Origin of the sequence: Lentzea sp. NPDC005914, assembly GCF_040629405.1 — a bacterium.
GTDB lineage: Bacteria > Actinomycetota > Actinomycetes > Mycobacteriales > Pseudonocardiaceae > Lentzea.
Genome location: NZ_JBEXVQ010000012.1, coordinates 1 through 20,209 on the forward strand (window position 1 = coordinate 1; position 20,209 = coordinate 20,209).

General features: G+C 68.3%; 23 protein-coding genes. 15 read left to right on the top strand and 8 right to left on the bottom strand.

Annotated elements, in window-relative coordinates:
* Nucleotides 1-374: 374 nt before the first annotated feature.
* Entirely contained in the window at nt 375-3,785 is a 3,411-nt protein-coding gene (locus ABZ345_RS18485; RefSeq protein ID WP_359849653.1) for an XRE family transcriptional regulator, read from the top strand.
* On the opposite strand, the gene ABZ345_RS18490 is transcribed toward ABZ345_RS18485, so the two are convergent.
* Entirely contained in the window at nt 3,782-4,726 is a 945-nt protein-coding gene (locus tag ABZ345_RS18490; protein WP_359849656.1) for a 4-hydroxy-3-methylbut-2-enyl diphosphate reductase, read from the bottom strand. The genes ABZ345_RS18485 and ABZ345_RS18490 overlap by 4 nt on opposite strands.
* A 64-nt stretch (nt 4,727-4,790) precedes the next feature.
* Here ABZ345_RS18490 and ABZ345_RS18495 point away from each other — a divergent pair, with 64 nt between their 5' ends.
* The 8 genes from ABZ345_RS18495 to ABZ345_RS18530 all read left to right on the top strand — a co-directional run bounded on the left by ABZ345_RS18495 (nt 4,791) and on the right by ABZ345_RS18530 (nt 10,296).
* The gene (locus ABZ345_RS18495; RefSeq protein WP_359849658.1) at nt 4,791-5,288 is read left to right on the top strand and encodes a lipid droplet-associated protein; all 498 of its coding nucleotides are present in this window, start codon (nt 4,791-4,793) and stop codon (nt 5,286-5,288) included.
* A complete protein-coding gene (gene xseA / locus ABZ345_RS18500) occupies nt 5,285-6,538 on the top strand; it encodes an exodeoxyribonuclease VII large subunit (protein ID WP_359849661.1) in 1,254 nt (417 codons plus the stop codon). Before ABZ345_RS18495 ends, xseA begins: the two co-directional genes overlap by 4 nt.
* Nucleotides 6,528-6,872: a sugar ABC transporter substrate-binding protein gene (locus ABZ345_RS18505; protein WP_359849664.1), complete on the top strand. Its 345-nt coding sequence runs from the start codon at nt 6,528-6,530 to the stop codon at nt 6,870-6,872. Before xseA ends, ABZ345_RS18505 begins: the two co-directional genes overlap by 11 nt.
* Nucleotides 6,869-7,102 carry an exodeoxyribonuclease VII small subunit gene (locus ABZ345_RS18510; RefSeq protein WP_359849667.1) on the top strand — a complete coding sequence of 78 codons (234 nt, stop codon included), beginning with the start codon at nt 6,869-6,871 and terminating at the stop codon, nt 7,100-7,102. Before ABZ345_RS18505 ends, ABZ345_RS18510 begins: the two co-directional genes overlap by 4 nt.
* A 67-nt stretch (nt 7,103-7,169) precedes the next feature.
* Complete coding sequence (gene glpX, locus ABZ345_RS18515) at nt 7,170-8,210, top strand: class II fructose-bisphosphatase (RefSeq protein WP_359849669.1); 1,041 nt, start codon at nt 7,170-7,172, stop codon at nt 8,208-8,210.
* A gap of 132 nt (nt 8,211-8,342) precedes the next feature.
* Nucleotides 8,343-9,113 (top strand): serine protease, encoded by a 771-nt coding sequence (locus ABZ345_RS18520; RefSeq protein ID WP_359849672.1) that lies wholly within the window; start codon nt 8,343-8,345, stop codon nt 9,111-9,113.
* A gap of 137 nt (nt 9,114-9,250) precedes the next feature.
* Nucleotides 9,251-9,826: a L,D-transpeptidase gene (locus ABZ345_RS18525; RefSeq protein ID WP_359849675.1), complete on the top strand. Its 576-nt coding sequence runs from the start codon at nt 9,251-9,253 to the stop codon at nt 9,824-9,826.
* 56 nt (nt 9,827-9,882) lie between these two features.
* Nucleotides 9,883-10,296 (top strand): L,D-transpeptidase, encoded by a 414-nt coding sequence (locus ABZ345_RS18530; protein ID WP_359849678.1) that lies wholly within the window; start codon nt 9,883-9,885, stop codon nt 10,294-10,296.
* Here ABZ345_RS18530 and ABZ345_RS18535 read toward each other — a convergent pair.
* Both ABZ345_RS18535 and ABZ345_RS18540 read right to left on the bottom strand, forming a co-directional pair.
* Entirely contained in the window at nt 10,293-11,042 is a 750-nt protein-coding gene (locus ABZ345_RS18535) for a hypothetical protein (RefSeq protein ID WP_359849680.1), read from the bottom strand. The two genes, ABZ345_RS18530 and ABZ345_RS18535, sit on opposite strands and share 4 nt — an antisense overlap.
* Nucleotides 11,043-11,127: 85 nt before the next feature.
* Nucleotides 11,128-12,066 (bottom strand): Glu/Leu/Phe/Val dehydrogenase dimerization domain-containing protein, encoded by a 939-nt coding sequence (locus ABZ345_RS18540; protein ID WP_359849683.1) that lies wholly within the window; start codon nt 12,064-12,066, stop codon nt 11,128-11,130.
* A gap of 110 nt (nt 12,067-12,176) precedes the next feature.
* Between ABZ345_RS18540 and ABZ345_RS18545 the strand changes: the two genes are divergently transcribed.
* Nucleotides 12,177-12,641: an Lrp/AsnC family transcriptional regulator gene (locus ABZ345_RS18545; RefSeq protein ID WP_359849686.1), complete on the top strand. Its 465-nt coding sequence runs from the start codon at nt 12,177-12,179 to the stop codon at nt 12,639-12,641.
* A 63-nt stretch (nt 12,642-12,704) separates the two neighbouring features.
* Here ABZ345_RS18545 and ABZ345_RS18550 read toward each other — a convergent pair whose 3' ends face one another.
* Together ABZ345_RS18550 and ABZ345_RS18555 are read right to left on the bottom strand one after the other, a co-directional pair.
* Nucleotides 12,705-12,932, bottom strand: coding sequence for a hypothetical protein (locus ABZ345_RS18550; RefSeq protein ID WP_359849689.1), 228 nt, complete (start codon nt 12,930-12,932; stop codon nt 12,705-12,707).
* Between the two features lie 24 nt (nt 12,933-12,956).
* Nucleotides 12,957-13,925, bottom strand: a complete 969-nt coding sequence (locus ABZ345_RS18555; RefSeq protein ID WP_359849692.1) for an NAD(P)/FAD-dependent oxidoreductase — start codon at nt 13,923-13,925, stop codon at nt 12,957-12,959.
* Nucleotides 13,926-13,987: 62 nt separating this feature from the next.
* Here ABZ345_RS18555 and ABZ345_RS18560 point away from each other — a divergent pair, with 62 nt between their 5' ends.
* From ABZ345_RS18560 to ABZ345_RS18570, 3 genes are all read left to right on the top strand, one after another.
* Entirely contained in the window at nt 13,988-15,382 is a 1,395-nt protein-coding gene (locus ABZ345_RS18560; RefSeq protein ID WP_359849694.1) for a class II fumarate hydratase, read from the top strand.
* A 102-nt stretch (nt 15,383-15,484) separates the two neighbouring features.
* Nucleotides 15,485-15,715 carry a hypothetical protein gene (locus ABZ345_RS18565; RefSeq protein WP_359849697.1) on the top strand — a complete coding sequence of 77 codons (231 nt, stop codon included), beginning with the start codon at nt 15,485-15,487 and terminating at the stop codon, nt 15,713-15,715.
* Between the two features lie 11 nt (nt 15,716-15,726).
* On the top strand, nt 15,727-16,497 hold the full coding sequence (locus ABZ345_RS18570; RefSeq protein ID WP_359849700.1) for a DUF6338 family protein: 771 nt from the start codon (nt 15,727-15,729) through the stop codon (nt 16,495-16,497).
* Here ABZ345_RS18570 and ABZ345_RS18575 read toward each other — a convergent pair.
* On the bottom strand, nt 16,494-17,165 hold the full coding sequence (locus ABZ345_RS18575) for a hemolysin III family protein (RefSeq protein ID WP_359849703.1): 672 nt from the start codon (nt 17,163-17,165) through the stop codon (nt 16,494-16,496). The two genes, ABZ345_RS18570 and ABZ345_RS18575, sit on opposite strands and share 4 nt — an antisense overlap.
* A gap of 77 nt (nt 17,166-17,242) precedes the next feature.
* On the opposite strand from ABZ345_RS18575, the gene ABZ345_RS18580 reads away from it, so the two are divergent.
* A complete protein-coding gene (locus tag ABZ345_RS18580; protein WP_359849706.1) occupies nt 17,243-18,022 on the top strand; it encodes an isoprenyl transferase in 780 nt (259 codons plus the stop codon).
* Between the two features lie 54 nt (nt 18,023-18,076).
* Here ABZ345_RS18580 and ABZ345_RS18585 read toward each other — a convergent pair whose 3' ends face one another.
* Both ABZ345_RS18585 and ABZ345_RS18590 read right to left on the bottom strand, forming a co-directional pair.
* The gene (locus tag ABZ345_RS18585; protein ID WP_359849709.1) at nt 18,077-18,343 is read right to left on the bottom strand and encodes a hypothetical protein; all 267 of its coding nucleotides are present in this window, start codon (nt 18,341-18,343) and stop codon (nt 18,077-18,079) included.
* 88 nt (nt 18,344-18,431) lie between these two features.
* Nucleotides 18,432-18,695, bottom strand: coding sequence for a hypothetical protein (locus tag ABZ345_RS18590; protein WP_156212730.1), 264 nt, complete (start codon nt 18,693-18,695; stop codon nt 18,432-18,434).
* Nucleotides 18,696-18,923: 228 nt separating this feature from the next.
* Here ABZ345_RS18590 and ABZ345_RS18595 point away from each other — a divergent pair, with 228 nt between their 5' ends.
* Nucleotides 18,924-20,174, top strand: a complete 1,251-nt coding sequence (locus ABZ345_RS18595) for a DUF885 domain-containing protein (RefSeq protein WP_359849712.1) — start codon at nt 18,924-18,926, stop codon at nt 20,172-20,174.
* Nucleotides 20,175-20,209 lie beyond the last annotated feature (35 nt).

Below are 20,209 nucleotides of genomic sequence, written 5' to 3' on the forward strand. Positions count from 1 at the left end.
ACCCCGCGACCATCCCGCAACCCGGCCCTGTCCAGGTCAGACTGCTCGACCTTCTTGCCGTCGACCCAACACAACCACCATGATCAACAAATCCCGATTCCCGGGACCATCTCACTCATCACCATGTGCGAAAGACGGGGCTAGCCCACCGCTCACAGTCGCGCCCCGAGAGCACTCCCGCCCGCCGCCCGCGCCCAGAAGGCGCCACCCGCGGCGAACGTCCGGCAGGCCAGCGCAGGCCCAGGCCACCACGCGAAGACCACTAGCGGGTCCTCCCAGCTGAGTCGTTGTTCGGGATCGAACCCTGCAACGCCGTACAACGGATCACGGACAACAACCCCCTGACCAGCACGCACTCTGCCAGCATGAGCGCGATGCCTAGAGGGGAACGTCCACTGGACGAGGGCGACAGTCCACTGCTGCTGTTCGCCGCAGAGCTACGACAACTGCGCACCAACGCGGGGAGACCGAGCTACCGGGAGCTGTCCAGGCGCGCGCATTTCTCGGCCAGCACGCTGTCCGACGCGGCCGGCGGCCGGAAGCTGCCGGGCCTCGACGTGACGCTTGCGTATGTCCGCGCGTGCCACGGCAACGAGACGACGTGGGAGCAACGCTGGCACGACCTGGCCGTGGTGATGGCGCAGAGCCGGTCCACGGAGGGGCCGTCGCCGTACGTGGGCCTCAACCCGTTCACGACCGAGGACGCCGACAGGTTCTTCGGCCGTGAGGCGCTCACGCACACGTTGCTCGACCGGCTCGACCGGCAGCGGTTCATCGCGGTGTTCGGCGCGTCCGGCGAGGGCAAGTCGTCACTGCTGCGAGCGGGTATCGCGGCGAAGTTCCCGAACGCCGTGGTGTGCGCGCCCGGCCAGGATCCCGACGCCGCCATCGCCGACGCGCTCGCCCGCAACCCGGACCTGCTGGTCGTCGACCAGTTCGAGGAGCTGTTCACGCTCTGCGAGAACGAGGTGCAACGGTCGGCGTTCCTCGACGCCCTGCTCGCCGCCGACTGCCGCCGCGTGATCGCCGTCCGGTCCGACTTCTACCCGCGCTGCGCGCAGTACCCGAAGCTCGCCGACGCGCTCACGGACGCACAGGTGCTTCTCGGCACGATGACGCCCGACGAGCTGCGCCGCGCCATCACCCAGCCCGCCGCCACCGTGGGGTGCACGGTCGAAACGGCCCTGTTGACCACCCTCGTGGCAGAAGCCGCGGGACGCAGCGGCGTACTCCCCCTCGTGTCGCACGCGCTGCTCGAAACGTGGCACCGGCGTCGCGGCAACACGCTGACCCTCGCCGGCTACCAGGCCGCGGGTGGCATCCAGGGAGCGCTGGCCCAGAGCGCCGAGGCCGCGTTCGCCACCCTCGACGAGGAGGAGCAGCGCCTGGCCAAGCAGCTGCTGCTCCGGCTCAGCGCCGACGGCACCAAGCGCCCCATCCCGCGCCAGGACGTCGTCGGCGAGGAGGTCTTGAACGTCCTCGCCGACACCAGGTTGATCACCGTCGACGAGAACACCGTCGAGGTGACGCACGAGGCGCTGTTCCGGGCCTGGCCGAGGCTGCGGGCGTGGCTGGACGAGGACCGCGAGGGCCTCAGGACGCACCGCAGGCTCACCGACGCGGCCCGCACGTGGCAGGAGCTGGGCCGCGACGGCGACTCGCTCTACCGGACGTCCAGGCTCGCGGAGACCACCGAGTGGGTCGCCCGCGCCCAGCCGGAGCTGACCACCACCGAACGCGACTTCATCAGCGCCTCGAAGACGAGGGAACGCCGCCGCTCCCGCCGCCAGCGCTGGGCCGCCGTGGGGCTGACAGCCCTGCTGGTCGCCACCACGGCGACCGCGGTGGTGGCCCTGCAGCAACGCCAGGAGGTCGAACGGCTGGGGCTCGTGCGGCAGTCACAGCAGCTCGTCGAGGCCTCTGAGGCACTCGCGGGCACCGACCCCGCACGCGCCGCGGAGAAAGCCTACGAGGCGTACCGGACATATCCGACGGCCGAAGCACGCGGGCGAGTGCTCAGCGCGGCGGCCGCGGCGTCCTACGGCCGGGAGATCAGCCTGGACGGTGCCGGCATGGGCCGCACCATGCAGCTCAAAGGCGCGTGGAGCATGGCCATCGTCGGCGGCAGGATCGTCACGGTAGGCCCGATCGGCATCGACACCTACGACGCCGAGAGCTTCCGCCACGTCAAGTCTGTGCCGGTCGCGGAAGGGACGAGCTACATCTACAGCTGGGACATCGCCGGCGACGGCAGGATGGCCCTGTCCGAAGGCAACGGGCGGATCAGCCTGAAAGCGAGGCCGGACGCCGAGCCGGAGCTGTTCACCACGACCACGCAACCGGTCGGTGTGCACTTCACCGAGGACGGCCGCTCCCTGCTCGTCGGCGGAACGGTCTACGACCTCGCCACCCGGCAGAAGCGGTACGAACTGCCCGTCGGGTCGATCACCGGTCCGTTCACGGTCAAGGACGAGAAGACGCTCGCGCTCGCCTCCGGCAACTCGGTCGCGGTGTGGGACCTGGCCACCCGCCACCAGACCGGCGGCTTCTCGCTGGGCTCCGGCACCGTCTACCGGATCACGCTGCTGCCCGGCGGCACACTGGCCGCGGTCGGCACGGACGAGGGTCTCGTCCAGATCCGCGACATCGCGTCCGGCGCGGTCGTCGCGACCCCTCCCCGCCACACCGGCGCGGTCAGCTCACTCACGCTGAGCCCCGACGGGACCGTCCTCGTCTCCGCGGGCGCGGACGGCAAGCTGAACATGTGGGACGTGGCTCGCGGAACCAAGCTCGCCACGCTCACCGTCGGCGAGTCGGTGAGCAGCACGGGCTACGCCGACGACGGTTCGCTCACCATCCTCACCGACCGCGCGCTGAGGTTCTGGCCGCCCGCCAGCATGCCCAAGACGTCCGGGCAGACGGTGCGCGCGCTCGCGGTCGATGCAGACGGATCCGTGCTCACGGTCGACGACGCCGGTGTGATCGAACGCCGCGACAGCGCTCTACGCACCGTGCACCGGCAGGAGACCGGTATCGCCCAGAACCGGATGAGCCGCTTCAGCCCGGACCGCAAGCTCGTCGCGACGAGCGCGCCGCTCTCGGTGCTGGACGCGGCGACGGGCAAGCCGGTCGCGAACCTGTCCACGCTCGGGTTCAGAACCGAGGGACACCAACCGGTGGCATTGGAGTTCAACGGCCGCTCCCTGCTCGCGATCGGCGGGGAGGTGCCCGACGGCGTGTGGCCGGTCGCCGACGCCGCGCAGCCCACGCTGATCGGCGGGCTGGCCTGGGGGCAGCGCACGTCAGCCGTCTTCGGCCGGTCCGACCAGGAGATCGTGATCGGTCGCGAGGACGGCGGCGTCAGCGTGCGCGACACCAGGACGTGGGACGAGAAGGCGTTGCAGAGCCCGCACAAGAGTCCCGTGCGCGCGTTGGCGATGTCACCGGACCACAAGCTGCTCGCGACTGCAGACGACAGCGGCGTGATCGCGTTGTGGGACACCTCGACGTGGCGGCAGACCGGCGAACTGCGCGGTCACACCCAGGCGGTGGGGGCGCTGGAGTTCAGCCCCGACTCGTCCAGGCTCGCGAGCGGTGGCCGGGACCGCGCCGTCATCGTGTGGGACTTGGGTTCCCGCACGCTCTGGGCGGCGCTGCGCGGGCACAGCCAGCCGGTCACGCACCTCGCGTGGCGGCCGGACGGCACCTCGCTGGTGTCCGCGGGCGCCGACCGGGTGGCGGTGTGGGGCCTGGTCGTGGACCAGGCCCTGGACGCGATTCGCTAGCGGACCAGGTCCTTGCGGAGCTCACGCGGCAACGAGAAGGTGATCCGCTCGTTCGCCGTGGTGATCTCCTCGACCTCGCCGTAACCGTGCGACTCGAGGAACTTCAGCAGCTCCATCACCAGCAGGTCCGGCACCGACGCGCCGGAGGTGACGCCGACGGTCTCGACGCCCTCGAGCCACGCCAGGTCGACCTCCTTGGCGTAGTCGATCAGGTAGGAGGCCTTGGCGCCGTGCTGCAGCGCGACCTCGACCAGCCGAATCGAGTTGGAGGAGTTCTTCGAGCCAACGACGAGCACCAGGTCGCACGACGGCGCCATCGTCTTCACCGCGGTCTGGCGGTTCGAGGTGGCGTAGCAGATGTCGTCGGACGGCGGGTCCTGCATCTCCGGGAAGCGGTCCTTGAGCTGCCGGACCCGCACCATCGTCTCGTCGACGGACAGCGTGGTCTGGGACAGCCAGATGACCTTCGAAGGGTCGCGCACCTCGACCTTGGCCGCGTCCTCCGCGGTGTCGACGAGCTGCACGTGGTCCGGGGCCTCACCGGCGGTGCCCTCGACCTCCTCGTGGCCCTCGTGACCGATCAGGAGGATGTCGTAGTCCTCCTTGGCGAACCGCACCGCTTCCTTGTGCACCTTCGTCACCAACGGGCACGTGGCGTCGATGGTGCGCAACGAGCGGTTCGCGGCCTCCTCGTGGACGGCCGGCGACACGCCGTGCGCTGAGAACACCACAAGTGCGCCCTCAGGAACCTCATCGGTCTCGTTGACGAAGATGGCACCGCGGTCGGACAGCGTCTCCACGACGTACTTGTTGTGGACGATCTCCTTGCGCACGTAAACGGGTGCGCCGTACTTCTCGAGGGCGAGCTCGACCGTCTCGACGGCACGATCAACGCCCGCGCAGTAACCACGCGGCTTCGCCAACAGGACTCGCTTGGGCATGCCACCAGGGTACCCAGGGCCACGGCCAGTGCATTCGGCGCGCAGTTGCGGCAGGCTTACGCGCATGAAGCCACTGCCATTGGGTGTCCGCGTCGCCGCTGGACTCGCGGTGACCGCCCTCGAACAGGCGCGCAGGCTGCCGCAGCAGCTCGCCGGACTCCCTCTCACGGTGGTCAGCGAGGCGATGCAGTTGTCCATGCGGGTGCAGCAGCATGTGACCGAACTCGCCATCAAAGGTGACGACGTCCTCTCCGGACTGAGGCCCGCGGAGGAAGAGCCGGAGTGGGCGACGTTCGACGAGGACGAGACGCCGGTCACGGCGGTCCCGGCGGACGAGCTCGCCGGCGACGACCCGTGGGAGGAAGAGGAACGGGCGATCGCCGAGGTTCCGGAGTTCCTGCCGACCTACGACGAGCTGTCGATCGCCCAGCTGCGCGCCCGCCTGCGCAACCTCGACGCCGACCAGCTCGAGGAGCTCCTGACCTACGAGAAGGCGCACGAGGCCAGGCCCGAGTTCGTGGGCATGCTCAACCGCAGGATCGCGACGGTCAAGAGTCAGTGACTGAGGGAAAATCCACGCCGGAGAACCCGTGGCCGGTGCGGACGGTCGCCCGCAAGCTGCTCGACTGGATCAACCGGCTCGGCGAGGTCTGGGTCGAGGGCCAGGTCACGCAGCTCAACGCGCGCAGCTCCACGGCGTTCCTGACGCTGCGCGACCCGAGCGTCGACATGTCGATGTCGATCACGGCCAACGCGGGGATGATCCGCGAGCTGCAGCTCACCGAGGGCAGCCGCGTCGTCGTGCACGGGAAGATCAGCTTCTACCCGAACCGGGGCACGCTGTCGTTGCGCGCGGACGAGATCCGCGCGGTCGGCATCGGTGAGCTGCTCGCCCGCATCGAGCGGTTGCGCAAGCTGCTGCACGCCGAGGGCCTGTTCGACCCGCGCCGCAAGCGCCGCCCGCCGTTCCTGCCGCAGAAGATCGGTCTCATCACCGGTCGTGCCTCCGCGGCCGAACGAGACGTGCTCACGAACGCGCGGAACCGTTGGCCCGCCGCGCACTTCCGCGTCATCAACGTCGCCGTGCAGGGCCCGATGGCGGTCACCCAGGTGATGACGGCACTGTCCACCCTGGACCGCGACCCGGAGTGCGACGTGATCATCATCGCCCGCGGCGGCGGCAGCGTGGAGGACCTGCTGCCGTTCTCCGACGAGGCGCTGTGCCGGGCGGTCTCCCAGTGCCGCACGCCGGTGCTGTCCGCGATCGGGCACGAACCGGACACTCCGCTCGTCGATCACGTCGCTGACGTGCGTTGTTCGACGCCGACCGACGCAGGCAAACGGGTGGTTCCCGATGTCGCTGAAGAGAGTGAACGCGTCCGCCAGATGCGGGATCGCGGACGGCGCGCGCTGCACGGCTGGGTCGACCGCGAGCGGAAACTGCTCGACTCGTTGCGCTCGCGACCAGTACTTTCGGATCCGTACGGTCCGTTGGAGCGCCGCGCCGAAGAAGTGAATCGTTTTCGCGACCAGAGCCGTAGGGCCGTCACGCAACGTCTCGATCGGGAAGACGTCCACCTGTCAGGGACGAAAGCCCGCTTGACGACCCTCGGACCAGCCGCCACGCTGGCCCGCGGATACGCCGTTGTGCAACTCGTCACACCCGACGGGCCCGACGGCGTGTTGCGTTCTGTGACAGACGCGCCGAGCGGAACACAACTGCGCGTACGGGTCGTTGACGGAGCAGTGCACGCGGTTGTGACCGGTCCGGAAGGTCTCCAGGCGGAAGGGGGAGGTACCGATGATGCGTGATGCCGTGTTCCTGCCCCTGACCATGGAGGCGGCCGGCAATTGCACCACGGGACTGCGGCACAAGGCGGAGGCGGCGAACCGCGCCGCGGCCGACTGCTGGACGGAACTGGTGGGCGACTGCGACACGAAGAGCCGCCGCACGCTGATCCTCACGTTGCACGATCTGAGCGAGGCCACCGCCGGTACGGTCCAGTACCGGCGCGTCGCGGAGGCCGAGGCGCTCATCGACGAGGCGGTGCGAGAGGGTGACGGGGAAGAGTTCGCGGAGGCGCTCGTCGGGTACGACCTGGCCGTCGCCACCGTCCTGAGCCGCCTGAGGAGCCAGTCCGCGTGAGTTCGGAATCCACCCAGCAGGAAACTCCACTCGGTTACGAAGCCGCCCGTGACGAGTTGGTCGAGGTCGTCCGCAAGCTGGAGGCCGGTGGCCTGTCGCTGGAGGACTCACTCGCCCTGTGGGAACGCGGTGAGGTGCTCGCCAAGACGTGTGAGCAGCATCTCGCCGGTGCACGCGAGCGAATCGATGCAGCTCTCGCTGTCGTCGAGGAGGACGTTTCGCAGGGGTGATCCCGTGCAAGGATTCAGTTCGCCGATCACAAACCCGGCACGCTGAGTAGTCGCATGGAGGCGCGCAATGGTGAACACCCCCGCGGAACGACGTCGCGAAGCCCCCGACCGGAACCTGGCGCTGGAACTCGTGCGCGTCACCGAGGCAGCGGCGATGGCCGCCGGCCGGTGGGTCGGTCGTGGCGACAAGAACGGCGGTGACGGCGCCGCGGTCGACGCGATGCGCAAGCTGATCCACACCGTCTCGATGCGCGGTGTCGTGGTGATCGGCGAGGGCGAGAAGGACGAGGCGCCCATGCTGTTCAACGGCGAAGAGGTCGGCAACGGCGAGGGCCCGGACTGCGACGTCGCGGTGGACCCGATCGACGGCACCACGCTGATGGCCAAGGGCATGCCGAACGCGCTGGCCGTGCTGGCCGTGGCCGAGCGCGGGGCGATGTTCGACCCGTCCGCCGTGTTCTACATGGAGAAGCTCGCCGTGGGCCCGGAGGCGGCCGACGTCATCGACATCACCGCGCCGATCGCGGAGAACATCCGCCGTGTCGCGAAGGCCAAGCACAGCGACGTCTCCGACGTGAACGTGTGCATCCTGGACCGGCCGCGGCACGAGTCGATCGTGGCCGAGGTGCGCAAGGCCGGAGCGCGCATCCACTTCATCTCCGACGGCGACGTGGCCGGTGCGATCGCGGCCGCGCGTCCGACGTCGGGCGTGGACATGCTCATCGGCATCGGTGGCACGCCGGAGGGCATCATCGCGGCGGCGGCGCTGAAGTGCGTCGGTGGCGCGATCCAGGGCCGGTTGTGGCCCAAGGACGACGAGGAGCGCGAGAAGGCGATCGGCGCGGGCCACGACCTGTCCCGCGTGCTCACGACGAACGACCTCGTCTCCGGCGACAACGTGTTCTTCTGCGCCACAGGTGTGACCGATGGTGACCTTCTGCGCGGCGTGCACTACCGGGCCGGTGGCTGCACCACGCAGTCCATCGTCATGCGATCCAAGTCCGGCACCGTGCGCATGATCGACGGCTTCCACAGCCTCAACAAGCTGCGCGAATACGCCTCGGTCGACTTCGACCTGCCCCAGGACGTGCAGCAGCCACTGCCCTGATTGTCCTATTTCCTGTGAACTGTCAACGCTCGGTAACCAGACGAGTGACCCTAGTGACAGTGTGACCTTCGTCCCTAGTTTCCCTTTCTGACCCCGGCAACCCTGCGCCGGGTTCAGGAAAGGAACTCAACGATGAGGGCACGTTCGTTGTTCTCCGCGGTCGTCGTGGCCGCGGGCGCCCTGCTCGCCTCGGCCGCAGCGGCCACCGCGGCTCCCACCCCCACTGGCGACGGCGACATGGGCACGATGATCGTCGGCGGGACCAACGCGTCTCAGGTCTACCCGTTCATGGTGTCGCTGCAGAGCACCTCCGGCAGCCACTTCTGCGGCGCCTCGCTGGTCAAGGCCAACTGGGTCGTGACGGCGAAGCACTGCGTCGCGGGCTCGTCGGCGGCGTCGATCCGCACCCGGATCGGCACGACCAACCGCACCAGCGGCGGCACCACGACCGGCGCGTCGCGGATCATCACGCACCCGTCCGCCGACCTGGCGCTGGTGCAGCTCAACACCTCGGTCAGCCAGGCCCCGATCGCCATCTCGGCGGCGTCCGGCCCGGTCGGCACCGCGACCCGCATCATCGGCTGGGGCCAGACCTGCCCGGTCCGCGGCGGCTGTGGTGCTCCGGTGACCCTGCAGGAGCTCAACACGTCGATCGTCGCGGACAGCCGGTGCTCCGGCATCGCCGCCGCGTCGGAGATCTGCACGAACAACACCGGTGGCAACAAGGGCGCCTGCTACGGCGACTCGGGTGGCCCGCAGGTGAAGTCCGTGTCCGGCCGCTGGGAGCTCATCGGCGCGACCAGCCGCTCCGGTGGTGGCGCGACCTGTGCGACCGCTCCGTCGATCTACGTGGACGTCTCGTACTACCGCTCGTGGGTCAGCACGAACGTGGGCGGCCTGTAGTCGGGCAGTTCGCGCGGTAAACGCATTCCGAGGACCCGTCTCCCAACTGTTACAGGAGGCGGGTCCTCCGCTTTGCAACCTGAGTGATCCTCCGGCCGTCTACTTCGGCAAAGGATGAATCACTGAGGGGGTGCGCGATGCGGATGCTGCTCGCGGCGGTCGCGTTGATGTCGGTGGCGGGGTGCGCGCAGGGGGCCGTGCACGCTGAAACTCCTGCTGCGCCACCGCCTTCCGTTTCTTCGTCGTCGTCCTCTTCGTCGCCGTCGCCGTCTTCCGAGGCTCCGCCTTCGGCGCCTCCGTCGACGCCCTCCTCCCAGACGCCTCCCCCACCACCGCCACCGCCTCCCGCGCCGGTCGTGAAGCCGACGCCGTGCGACATCAGTGATGGCGCGTGCATCCAGCTCTCCACGAACCAGTCGTGGGTGCTGCACGGCGACAAGGTCGCGTACGGCCCGGTGCAGATCACCAGCGGCCGCAAGGGCTACGAGACGCCGCTGGGCAAGTTCCCGGTGCTGCGCAAGGTGAAGAACGAGTGGAGCAAGCCGTACAACGCGCCCATGCCGTGGTCGACGTACTTCACCGACAGCGGTATCGCGTTCCACGAGGGATCGCTGACCGTCCCGTCGCACGGCTGCATCCACCTGGACCCGCAGTCCGCGCAGTACTACTTCCAGAACCTTTCGATCGGCGAGACGGTTCAGGTCGTTCCATAAGCCGATGATTCAGATCATCCGCCAGTGGTTACTCCACTACTGAGGGGTGATGAGAGATGATGCGAGTTCTTATCGCGACGGTGCTCCTGACCCTCGGTTTCGCGGTACCCGCGCAAGCGCAGGCGGGATGCACCGTCTACAACGGAGCGTGCCTGGAGAAGCACTCCAACAAGGCATGGCTGGTCTACAACGGCGCAGTGAGCTACGGCCCTGTGACCGCCAGCCACGGCAAGCCGGGGTACGAGACCCCGGTCGGCACGTTCTCCGTGCTGCGCAAGGTGAAGAACGAGTGGAGCGTCCCCTACAACGGACCGATGCCGAACGCGGTGTACTTCACCACGACCGGTATCGCGTTCCACCAGGGTGACACCAACGTCCAGTCGCACGGCTGCGTCCGGCTCCCCGCCGACGCGTCGCTGGTGTTCTTCGACAACCTGGCGATCGGCGAGAAGGTCCAGGTTCTGCCCTAACTGATCGCTGCCCACCAGCTTCCGTTGTCGCGCCCCATCACGGAAACGCGACCTGCGAGGCCGGTGGGCAGCCAGCCGGTGAGCCGTTCCAGCTCCTTGCCGACCACGACCAGCGCGGTCCCCGGATCAGCCGCCAGGTCGTCCAGCACGACGGGCACCTCCACCGCGCTGAAGTCCACATCGGACACCGGCCTGCCCGCGATCTCCGCGGTGGCTTTGACGATCCGCCAGCCCTCGTGGCCGTCCCACGGGACTTCCTCGCCCTTGAGCGACGCCATGAACTCGTCGGACCAGGTCTGCGGCGACACGAGCGCGATCGTCCCGCCGAACCGCCCGGCCAGCGCGCTCAGCCGCAGCGGATGCTCAAGACTCGGCGGATCCGCCTTGGCGCGCGCGTAACTGACGCCGAGCTTGCGCGCAACCCGTCGCACCGCTGCGTGCACACCGTCTTCCAGTGCCGCCACGACGAGCTCGACGTCCCTGCTCTGGTTGATCGCCGTGGGCAACGCGAGCTGCACCACGGCGAATCCGGGCATGACCGCGATCTCGGAGCTCAGCCGGCTCGGCACCGTCAGCTCGACCATCACCCGCGAGCCCCACGCCGAGGTGTCGACCGCGGCGTTGACCCGCCGCTCGACCAGGTCGGACAGCGGCTGCCAGTACACGGTGCGCGGCCGCGCGCGGGTGACCGGCCCGGCCCACCAAGGCGTGCCGGGCGCCATGTCGGCCCAGTAAACGTGAATCACAAAGCCCCCCGGGGTTGCGTTGTCGCGCGTCCCCCTGACACGCGCAACCCGTTTGAGCCCAAGCTTACGAGCCGCCGCTGTCGTCTCACTGGCGCGCGAGCAACCGCCGCACGGTCGCCTCGATGACGTCGACCCGCGCGAGCGCCGTCTCGTGGTCGGCCCCGTCGTCCTCCCTGGCGAGCGTGTAGATCACCCCGCCGGCACTGGCGACGTGGTCGGGCACCCACACGATGCCGCGCTCGGCGAGCAGGTCCGCGACGCCGTCGTCGGTGAGCTGGTTGTTGGCGGGTCCGACGATCAGGCGGACGTCGAGGTCCTTCACGACCTCGGGACTCAGCACCCCGCCGACCGCCGCCGGCACGAGCACGTCGGCTTTCGTCCGGTACGCCTCGTCTGGAGGTACCCAGCCGAACGCGTCCGATCGCTTGCTCTCATCCACGTCGGACACGATCACCTCAGCGCCCTCGAGCCCCTGCGCGATCAGCTGACCCACCGACCCGAACCCGCTGATCACGACCTTCTTCCCGGCGAGGTCCGACGTCCCGAACACGTGCTGTGCGGACGCTTTCAGCGCGGCCAGCACACCCCGCGCCGTGGGCCCGCTCGACGAACCGGTACCGCCGTGCTCCTCCGGCAGGCAGTAGGCGTGCGGGGTCCGTTCCCTGAGCACGAGCATGTCGTCCGGTCCGGTGCCGACGTCGGGGCCTGCCCGGTAGGCGCCACCGAACTCGTTGATCAGGTCGGCGTGGTCGAGCAGGACCGCGCGCCTCAGTTCCGGGGTGACCTCCCGGTCGACGACGATCACGCTTTTGGCTCCACCGTGCGGAATCCCGGCGTCCCTGCACTTGAGCGTCATCGCCTTCGACAGCCGCAGCACGTCCGTGACGGCGTCGGTGATCCGCTCGTAGGCCTTCATCCGGCACCCACCTACAGCGGGCCCGGCCTCGGTCGAGTGCAGCGCGACCATCGTGGTCATCCCCGACCGTTTCCCGGTGCGCACGACGAGCTGTTCGTGTTCCCACATCTGCGTTCCTCCCCGAACTTCCGCCAGGATCCGGCATTGAAGTTAGGGTGACCGCCAACGGGTTTGCTTCTCCGTCGAACATTATTCGGCAGGGCGCGATGAGGAGCGTGATGGACGAACTTGATTCGGCGATCGTGCGGGAGCTCCAGCGCGATGCCCGGCAGTCGAACCGCGACATCGCTCGCAAGGTCGGTGTCGCCCCATCAACCTGCCTGGAACGCACCCGGCTGCTGCGCGAACGCGGCGTGATCCGCGGCTACCACGCGGACATCGCCCCGGCCGCGCTGAACCGCGGTGTGCAGGCGCTGGTGTCGGTGCAGGTCCGGCCGTTGAGCCGGATGGTGATCGACGCGTTCAAGACCTTCGCGGCCGGCCTGCCCGAGGTGCTGTCGGTGTTCGTCATGGCGGGCAGCGACGACTTCGTGATCCACGTGAGCGCTCAGGACAACGAGCACCTGCACGCGTTCCTGGTGGACCGGTTGAGCCAGCGCAAGGAGATCGTGGGCTGGCGGACGTCGATCATCTTCCAGCACCTCGCGAACCACGACCCGGCACCGCTTCCGGCTAGCAGCTGACCTTCTCCTTGGCGAACTGCTCGGCGGTGAGGGTCCGGTACCGGAACCGCACCTTCCCGTCCTTCAGTTCGTCGAGCGTGAAGCTGTCGCCCGGTTCGCCGAGTCCCGCTCGTCGAGCACGGTGTCGTCGTTGACCACCTGGATCTCGACCCGCGTGAGCATCCGCGACTCGCAGGAGGTGTCGACGATCTCCGGCAGACCCGGACCGGCGAGCCGGATCGCCCTGGTCGTCGCCGGTGAACACCCGGCCAGCAGCAGGCAGGCCGCGAGCACGGCGACGAGTCTCCCCATGCTCGCGGATCCTGCCGGCGCTCGTCAGCTCGCGTCGCTGGAATGCCCGGGAAAGAGGTGCGCGGACGGGTTGAGCATGACCGCGATGTTGTTGACCGCCGTCGCCGCCTCCCCGAACCCGGTGGCGATGAGCTTGACCTTGCCGGGGTACTGCGCGACGTCGCCCGCCGCGTAGACCCGGTCGAGCTTGGTCTTCATCGTGGTGTCGACGACGACCGCGCGGTGGTCGAGCTCCAGCCCCCACGACTCGATCGGCCCGAGGTCGGCCGTGAACCCGAGCGCCGCGACAACGGTCTGCGCGGGCAACGTCTTCACGTCCTCGCCCTTGACCTTGACGTCCACTTCGGACAGTGGCTCGCCCCGCAGCTCGAGCACCTCGGCGTCGGTGATGATCTCGACCCCGAGCTCCCGCACCTGCCGCACGGTGGCGGCGTGCGCGCGGAAGTTGGCCCTGCGGTGCACGATCGTGACGCTGGCGGCGATCGGGTGCAGCGCCAGCGCCCAGTCGAACGCCGAGTCGCCACCGCCCACGATCACGACGTGCTGCCCCGCGTGCTCGGCCAGCACCGGCACGAAGTGCACCATGCCACGCCCGAGCCAGCCATCGCCCGCGGGCAGCGGCCGCGGGTTGAACTCGCCCATGCCCGCCGTGATCAGCACGGCCTTGGTGTTGACGGAGCTGCCGTCCGCGAGGCCGATCCGCAGACCGTCCTCAATGGACTCGCACGTGCGCGCCTGCCGGCCGAGCAGGTAGTTCGGCTTGAACTGCCCCGCCTGCTCCACCAGTCCGTTGACGAGGTCGCGCCCGCGCACCGCGGGGAAGCCGGCCACGTCGAAAATCATCTTCTCCGGATACATCGCAGTGACCTGACCGCCCGGTTCTGGCAGGGCGTCGACCACCGCGACGTTCATTTCCCGGAAGCCTGCGTAGTAGGCGGCGAACAACCCCGTGGGACCAGCGCCCACGATGAGGAGGTCGACGTCACGCTCCATGAGAAGGCCCTTCTGCCAGTGGTGGGTGGCAGTGCTGTGATCGACGATAGAGACTCGGAGGTATGTCTGAACAGGAGTACCGCGTCGAGCACGACACGATGGGTGAGGTCCGCGTGCCGGTCGACGCATTGTGGCGCGCCCAAACACAACGCGCGGTCGAGAACTTCCCGATTTCCGGTCGAGGCCTCGAACGCGCCCAGATCAGGGCCCTGGGCCTGCTCAAGGCAGCCGCGGCCCGAGCGAACGCCCGGCTCGGCGTTCTCCCCGACGATCTGGCCTCGGCCATCGCCTCCGCCGCCGACGAGGTGGCCGCCGGCAAGTGGGACGACCAGTTCCCGGTCGACGTCTTCCAGACAGGTTCCGGCACGTCCTCGAACATGAACGCCAACGAGGTCATCGCCACCCTGGCCACGCGCTTCCTGGACCGCGACGTCCACCCGAACGACCACGTCAACGCCTCGCAGTCGTCCAACGACACCTTCCCGACCACGTTGCGCGTGGCTGCCACCGAGGCCGTGGTGAACGACGTCATCCCTTCGCTGGAGCACCTCCAGGGCGTCCTCGAATCACGCGCTGCGGAGTGGGCAGACCTGGTCAAGTCCGGCCGCACCCACCTCATGGACGCCGTTCCGATCACCCTCGGCCAAGAGGCCGGCGCCTGGGCGTCCCAGGTCCGCTACTCGGTAGAGCGCCTTCAGTCGTCGGTCCCGCGCCTGGCCGAACTGCCGATCGGCGGCACCGCGGTCGGCTCGGGCCTCAACGCACCTGTGGAGTTCGGCGCACTGGTCGCCGCAGAGCTGGCGTCGGCAACCGGCCTCCCTATGGTGGAAGCCCGCGACCACTTCGAAGCCCAGGCAACCCAGGACGGCGTGGTCGAGATCTCGGGCCAACTGCGGGCGGGCGCCGTGGCCCTGTTCAAAATCGCCAACGACCTCCGCTGGCTGGGCTCCGGCCCCCGCACGGGCCTGGGCGAACTGGCCCTCCCAGACCTCCAGCCCGGTTCGTCGATCATGCCCGGCAAGGTCAACCCGGTGATCTCCGAAGCCACGATGATGGTCGTGGCCCAGGTGATCGGCAACGACGCGGCCGTGGCCTTCGCCGGCTCCCAGGGCAACTTCCAGCTCAACGTGATGCTGCCGGTGATCGCCCGCAACGTCCTGGAGTCCTCGCGCCTGCTAGCCGCCGTGGCTCGGTTGTTGGCGGACAAGGTCCTGGCGGGCACCGAGGCCCAGACCGCACAGATGCGCGAGTACGCCGAGTCGTCACCGTCGATCGTCACGCCGCTGAACCGCTACATCGGCTACGAGGAGGCTGCGTCGATCGCCAAGCAGTCGCTGAAGGAGCGCAAGACCATCCGCCAGGTGGTGCTGGAGCGCGGCCACGTGCCGTCGAAGCTGACCGAGGAGCAGCTGGACGCGGCCCTCGACGTCCTGCACATGGCCCGCGGCGGCCGCTGAACGTCAGCCGGGGTCGTCTCACGCGGCCCCGGCTCGCCCGTAACGCGGACTCTCGACCTCCCGACAACGGTGTACGGCAGCCGACAGCGGGGGGATGTTCCTGTGGCCCGAGAATCAGATCCCTGGAATCCGCTGGTCCACGCTCTCTGGCTCACCGGTGACCTGTCCACGAAGGTCTACAAGAAGATCCTCGCCAACGAGCTCTCGTCGACAGAACTGCACGAACTGTTGAGCAACAAGGTGCCCAAGAACGCGGGCATCATCGACACCCAGCCCGGCAAAGGCGCCAAGCACAAGGGCACGACCGGCAAGAAGAAGAAAAAGAAGAAGTGACGGAGCCGGCCATGGTGCCCCAGACGTTGAGCGCGGCTCTTGCCTTCCTGATGCTGGTCGCCCCCGGCCTCGTGCACGAACAGCTGCGCGGCAGGCGAAAGCTGATCGCCGGCGAGTCGGTCTTCCGCGAGATCTCGAGAATCGCGCTGACCAGCCTTCTCTACAGCGTGATGGCCGTGACCATCCTGCTCGTGCTGCGGTTCTGGTTCCCGCACCAGCTCATCGACTCACGCCTGCTGGTCCAGTTCGGTGCCGTCTACCTGCGCGACAACTACCGAGTCGTGGCAGCAACGCTTGCCGCGGAACTGGCCGTGGCCTGCCTCCTGCCGCTGCTGTGGCACATCGCGCCCAGACCCTCGGCCAGAAGCAGGGTGTCATTCGCGGCGACAAGCCTGTGGTTCGAGGACTTCCGCGCGAACTGCCCTCCTGGAAGCCGCCCGTGGGTGCACGTGCAACTGACCGACGGCACCTCGTTCTACGGCTTCGTGCGCTCGTCCAGCGTGGACGGCCCGGTGGCGGACCGCGAACTGTCGCTGGAGGGCGTGCACATGGCCCGCGAAGACCCCGACACCGACGACGACAGCTACGAGGACGAGCCCGTCGTCATCGGCGACGAGTGGGAAAGCGTGATCATCCGCGGGTCCGAGATCAGGTACATCGCCGTGCAGTACATCGATCGGCACGCCGGCACCCGCACGAACTCGTCGCGGTACCGCGACGCGCTGGACGACGCGGATGACGAGCCGGACGCCATCGCCGGCGAGCCCGCACCGGTGCCTTAGGAGTACATCGCGAGCCAGATGGCGATGTAGTGGCAGATCGCCGCCACCACGGTCGCCGCGTGGAAGAACTCGTGATACCCGAACACCGACGGCCACGGGTTCGGCCACCGAGTCGCGTAGAAGACCGCGCCAGCGGTGTAAAGCGCCCCGCCCACCAGCAGCAACACCAACGCCGCAACCCCAGCGTGGTGCAGCAGCTCGGGCAGCACGAACACCGCCACCCAGCCGAGCGCGATGTAGATAGGCACCCCGAGCCACCGAGGCGCGTGCGGCCAGGCGAGCTTCAACGTCACGCCGAGCACCGCCCCGATCCACACCACGGTCAGAACAACCCGGCCGGTCCCGGGATCCATCGCCAGCAAAGCGAACGGTGTGTAGGTGCCGGCGATGAACACGAAGATCATCGAGTGGTCGAGGCGCTTCATCCACGTGCGCACGCGCTCGGACTTCCACGTCACGCGGTGATACAGCGCTGAGACGCCGAACAGGCCGAGCACGGTCAGGCCGTAGATCGAGGTGGCCAGGGCGGCGCGCGCGGACACCGTGGACGCCGCCAGGGCGATCAGGGTCGCGCCTGTCACCACCGAGGCGATGAAGGACCAGAGGTGCAGCCAACCACGAAGGCGCGGCCGCAGTCCGGGCTGTGGAGGAATGGTCGCAGTGGTCACGAGAACTCAGGTTACGCGACCGTAGGTTTCGGACCATGACTCAGTGATGAAGCTTGCACGGCGTACGCTGTTCGGACGTGGCACTCCGCACCCGTGTGAAAGACGTCGCTATCCACCTCTACGAGTGGATTCTCCGGCGAGAGCTGAGCGGGACACAGGTGCCCAAGCACGTCGGCGTGGTCCTCGACGGCAACCGGCGGTGGGCCAGGGAAGCCGGGTTCACGGACGTCGCGGACGGGCACAGGGCCGGCGCGCGCAAGATCCTCGAGCTGCTCGAGTGGTGTGGTGACAGCGGGGTCGAGGTCGTCACGCTCTGGATGCTGAGCACCGACAACCTCAATCGGGACGTCGAAGAGCTCGCGCCGTTGCTCGACATCATCGCCGACATCACCGACGAGCTCGCCGAGGACGGCAAGCCGTGGAAGGTCAGGCACGTCGGCGCGATCGACATGCTGCCCAAGGAGCACGCCGAGCGGCTCACCAACGCCGCGAACAAGACCAAGGACCGCACCGGCATCCAGGTCAACGTCGCGGTCGCGTACGGCGGGCGGCAGGAGATCGCGGACGCCGTCAGGAAGCTCCTGCAGTCGCACGCCGAGCGCGGCGGCACCATCGAGGAGCTGGCCGAGGTGCTGGACGTCGACCACATCGCCGAGCACCTCTACACGTCCGGGCAGCCGGATCCCGACCTGATCATCCGCACGTCCGGTGAGCAGCGGCTCTCCGGGTTCATGCTGTGGCAGTCCGCGCACTCGGAGTTCTGGTTCTGCGAGGCCTACTGGCCCGGCTTCCGGCGCACCGACTTCCTGCGGGCCATGCGCGAGTACGCCAAACGCCACCGCAGGTACGGAAACTAGCGAAAGGGGCGTCCACCGCGAAGGTGAACGCCCCTTGTCACAACAGCGACGAGATCACTCGTCGTCGCCCCACTCGACACCGTCTTCGATGCCGCCCGCGGCGCAGGTCTCGGTGATGGAGGGCGAGTTCACCGGAACCGCTCCACCGAACACACCGACGTTGTTGCCGCACACGCCGCCAACCAGGTTCAGGTTGTTCGCGTTGCCGACGATCAGCAGCGGCGCGTTCTCCCACTCGTGGCCCTGAACGGCCATCGCCGGGGAACCGATGGCAATGAACGCAGCAGCCACACCGAGGGCGGCGCCAGCCTTCTTCAGCACGATTTTTCTCCTCATGAAGGTTTTAACGGGTGAAACAACTCTGGGGGCGCCATGAATGACGCCCCCAGAGGCAGAACTAAAAGGGAGATCAGCCCTCGTCGACGATGCCGCCGGCGGCGCAGGTCTCGGTGATCGACGGCGAGTTGATCGGCACGGCACCGCCGAAGACGCCGACGTTGTTGCCGCAGGCACCGATGGTGCCGTTGAGGTTGTTGCCGTTCAGGGCAACCAGCAACGGGCCGTTCTTCCAGTGGTGTCCACCGTGGCCGTGGCCTTCGCCGGCCATGGCGGCCGGGGCGAACGCAAGGGACAGCGCAGCTGCGGCGGCAACCGCGGCACAAACCTTCTTCACGTCAATCTCCTTCATGTCGGGTTATCCCCGTCATTTCCGGAGTCTTCGGGGATCTCCGGAGGGTGGGGTCTCCGGGCGGAGACGCTATCGGTGTTGATCTCGATTGGCGGCCCCCGTGACCCCATTGTGTGACAACAAGATCAACAAGATTCCCCGATCAGGTGGCCTTTGATTCACGATTCGGTCGCTAGTAAGACGCTGTGGTAGAGCCTCTATGCTCTTCGACTCGTGGACGCTGACGAGCTGGTGCGCGGATATCTGGTTCTCGGGCTGCGGCTCGGGCGCCTGGTGTCCGGGTTCGTCGACTCGTTCACCGGCGACCCCGCGCTGAGCCGCGCCGTCGACAACGAGCCGCGCCTCGCCCCGAAGGCGTTGGTGGACCACGCCCGGCAACTCCTGCGAGAGCTCCCGCAGAGCAACCTCGCCGACCAGCGCAAACAGTTCCTGCAGGCGCATCTCACCGCACTGGAGTGCACCGCGCGCAAGCTCGCCGGCGAGCGCATCACGTTCGTCGACGAGGTGGAGCAGTACTTCCAGGTCCGCGTCCGCCCCGGCGACGAGGACGCGTACGCGCAGGCCCACCGCAACCTCGACGCGCTGCTGCCCGGAGCCGGCCCGCTGGCCGAACGCCTCAACGCCTTCCGCACGGCCGACGAGGTGCCCCCGCGCAGGCTCCAGGGCGCCGTGCAGGCCGTCTCCAGCGCCCTGAGGGATCGCGTGAGGCGCAAGTACGCGCTGCCCGAGCAGGAGATCGTCGAGTACCAGGTGGTCACGAACAAGCCGTGGAGCGGCTTCAACTACTACCTCGGCGGCTACCGCAGCAGGGTCGCGATCAACGCCGACCTCGGCCACCGCATGTCGAACCTGCCGCACCTGGTCGCGCACGAGTCCTATCCGGGCCACCACACCGAGCACTGCCGCAAGGACGCGGGCCTGGTCGCACGCAGAGGCCACGCCGAGCAGTCGATCTTCCTGATCAACACGCCGCAGTGCCTGATGGCCGAGGGCATGGCGGACCTCGGCCTGCACGCCGCGGTCGGGCCGGGCTGGGGCGTGTGGACGGAGCAGATCTTCCGCGACCTCGGGTTGCGAATGGACGGCGAACTGTCCGAAAAGGTCGAGTCGGCGGCATCGGGCCTGCTCACGGTGCGGCAGGACGCCGCACTGCTGCTACACGATCGGGGTGCGGATCAGGATGACGTGGTTGCGCATCTGCGCAGGTGGCTGCTAGTCCCCGACCGTCGCGCACGGCAGATGGTTCGTTTTCTGGCAGACCCGCTGTGGCGCGCGTACACCACCACGTACGTCGAAGGAGTGCGCCTCGTGAGGGCCTGGCTCGACGTCCGCGCGCCCGGCGAGTCGCTCGACTCCCGGTATCTGAGACTTCTCGACGAGCCCCTGACCCCGAAATCCCTTGAGAACCAGGTGAGGGACGGTCTGTCGTGGCTAGCGCACAACACCCAGGAAAACAGCGTCTGACCAGGTGAAACACAGCTGCGGTCACGTTTCGTTCT

What these genes read in the sequence shown, in the direction of transcription:
- ABZ345_RS18525 (WP_359849675.1), top strand. Translation starts at nt 9,251, where the DNA reads ATGCGGATGCTGCTCGCGGCGGTCGCGTTGATGTCGGTGGCGGGGTGC.
- ABZ345_RS18490 (WP_359849656.1), bottom strand. Translation starts at nt 4,726, where the DNA reads ATGCCCAAGCGAGTCCTGTTGGCGAAGCCGCGTGGTTACTGCGCGGGC.
- ABZ345_RS18530 (WP_359849678.1), top strand. Translation starts at nt 9,883, where the DNA reads ATGATGCGAGTTCTTATCGCGACGGTGCTCCTGACCCTCGGTTTCGCG.
- ABZ345_RS18505 (WP_359849664.1), top strand. Translation starts at nt 6,528, where the DNA reads ATGATGCGTGATGCCGTGTTCCTGCCCCTGACCATGGAGGCGGCCGGC.
- glpX (WP_359849669.1), top strand. Translation starts at nt 7,170, where the DNA reads ATGGTGAACACCCCCGCGGAACGACGTCGCGAAGCCCCCGACCGGAAC.
- ABZ345_RS18485 (WP_359849653.1), top strand. Translation starts at nt 375, where the DNA reads ATGCCTAGAGGGGAACGTCCACTGGACGAGGGCGACAGTCCACTGCTG.
- ABZ345_RS18555 (WP_359849692.1), bottom strand. Translation starts at nt 13,925, where the DNA reads ATGGAGCGTGACGTCGACCTCCTCATCGTGGGCGCTGGTCCCACGGGG.
- ABZ345_RS18560 (WP_359849694.1), top strand. Translation starts at nt 13,988, where the DNA reads ATGTCTGAACAGGAGTACCGCGTCGAGCACGACACGATGGGTGAGGTC.
- ABZ345_RS18545 (WP_359849686.1), top strand. Translation starts at nt 12,177, where the DNA reads ATGGACGAACTTGATTCGGCGATCGTGCGGGAGCTCCAGCGCGATGCC.
- ABZ345_RS18495 (WP_359849658.1), top strand. Translation starts at nt 4,791, where the DNA reads ATGAAGCCACTGCCATTGGGTGTCCGCGTCGCCGCTGGACTCGCGGTG.
- ABZ345_RS18520 (WP_359849672.1), top strand. Translation starts at nt 8,343, where the DNA reads ATGAGGGCACGTTCGTTGTTCTCCGCGGTCGTCGTGGCCGCGGGCGCC.
- ABZ345_RS18540 (WP_359849683.1), bottom strand. Translation starts at nt 12,066, where the DNA reads ATGTGGGAACACGAACAGCTCGTCGTGCGCACCGGGAAACGGTCGGGG.
- ABZ345_RS18550 (WP_359849689.1), bottom strand. Translation starts at nt 12,932, where the DNA reads ATGGGGAGACTCGTCGCCGTGCTCGCGGCCTGCCTGCTGCTGGCCGGG.
- ABZ345_RS18570 (WP_359849700.1), top strand. Translation starts at nt 15,727, where the DNA reads ATGGTGCCCCAGACGTTGAGCGCGGCTCTTGCCTTCCTGATGCTGGTC.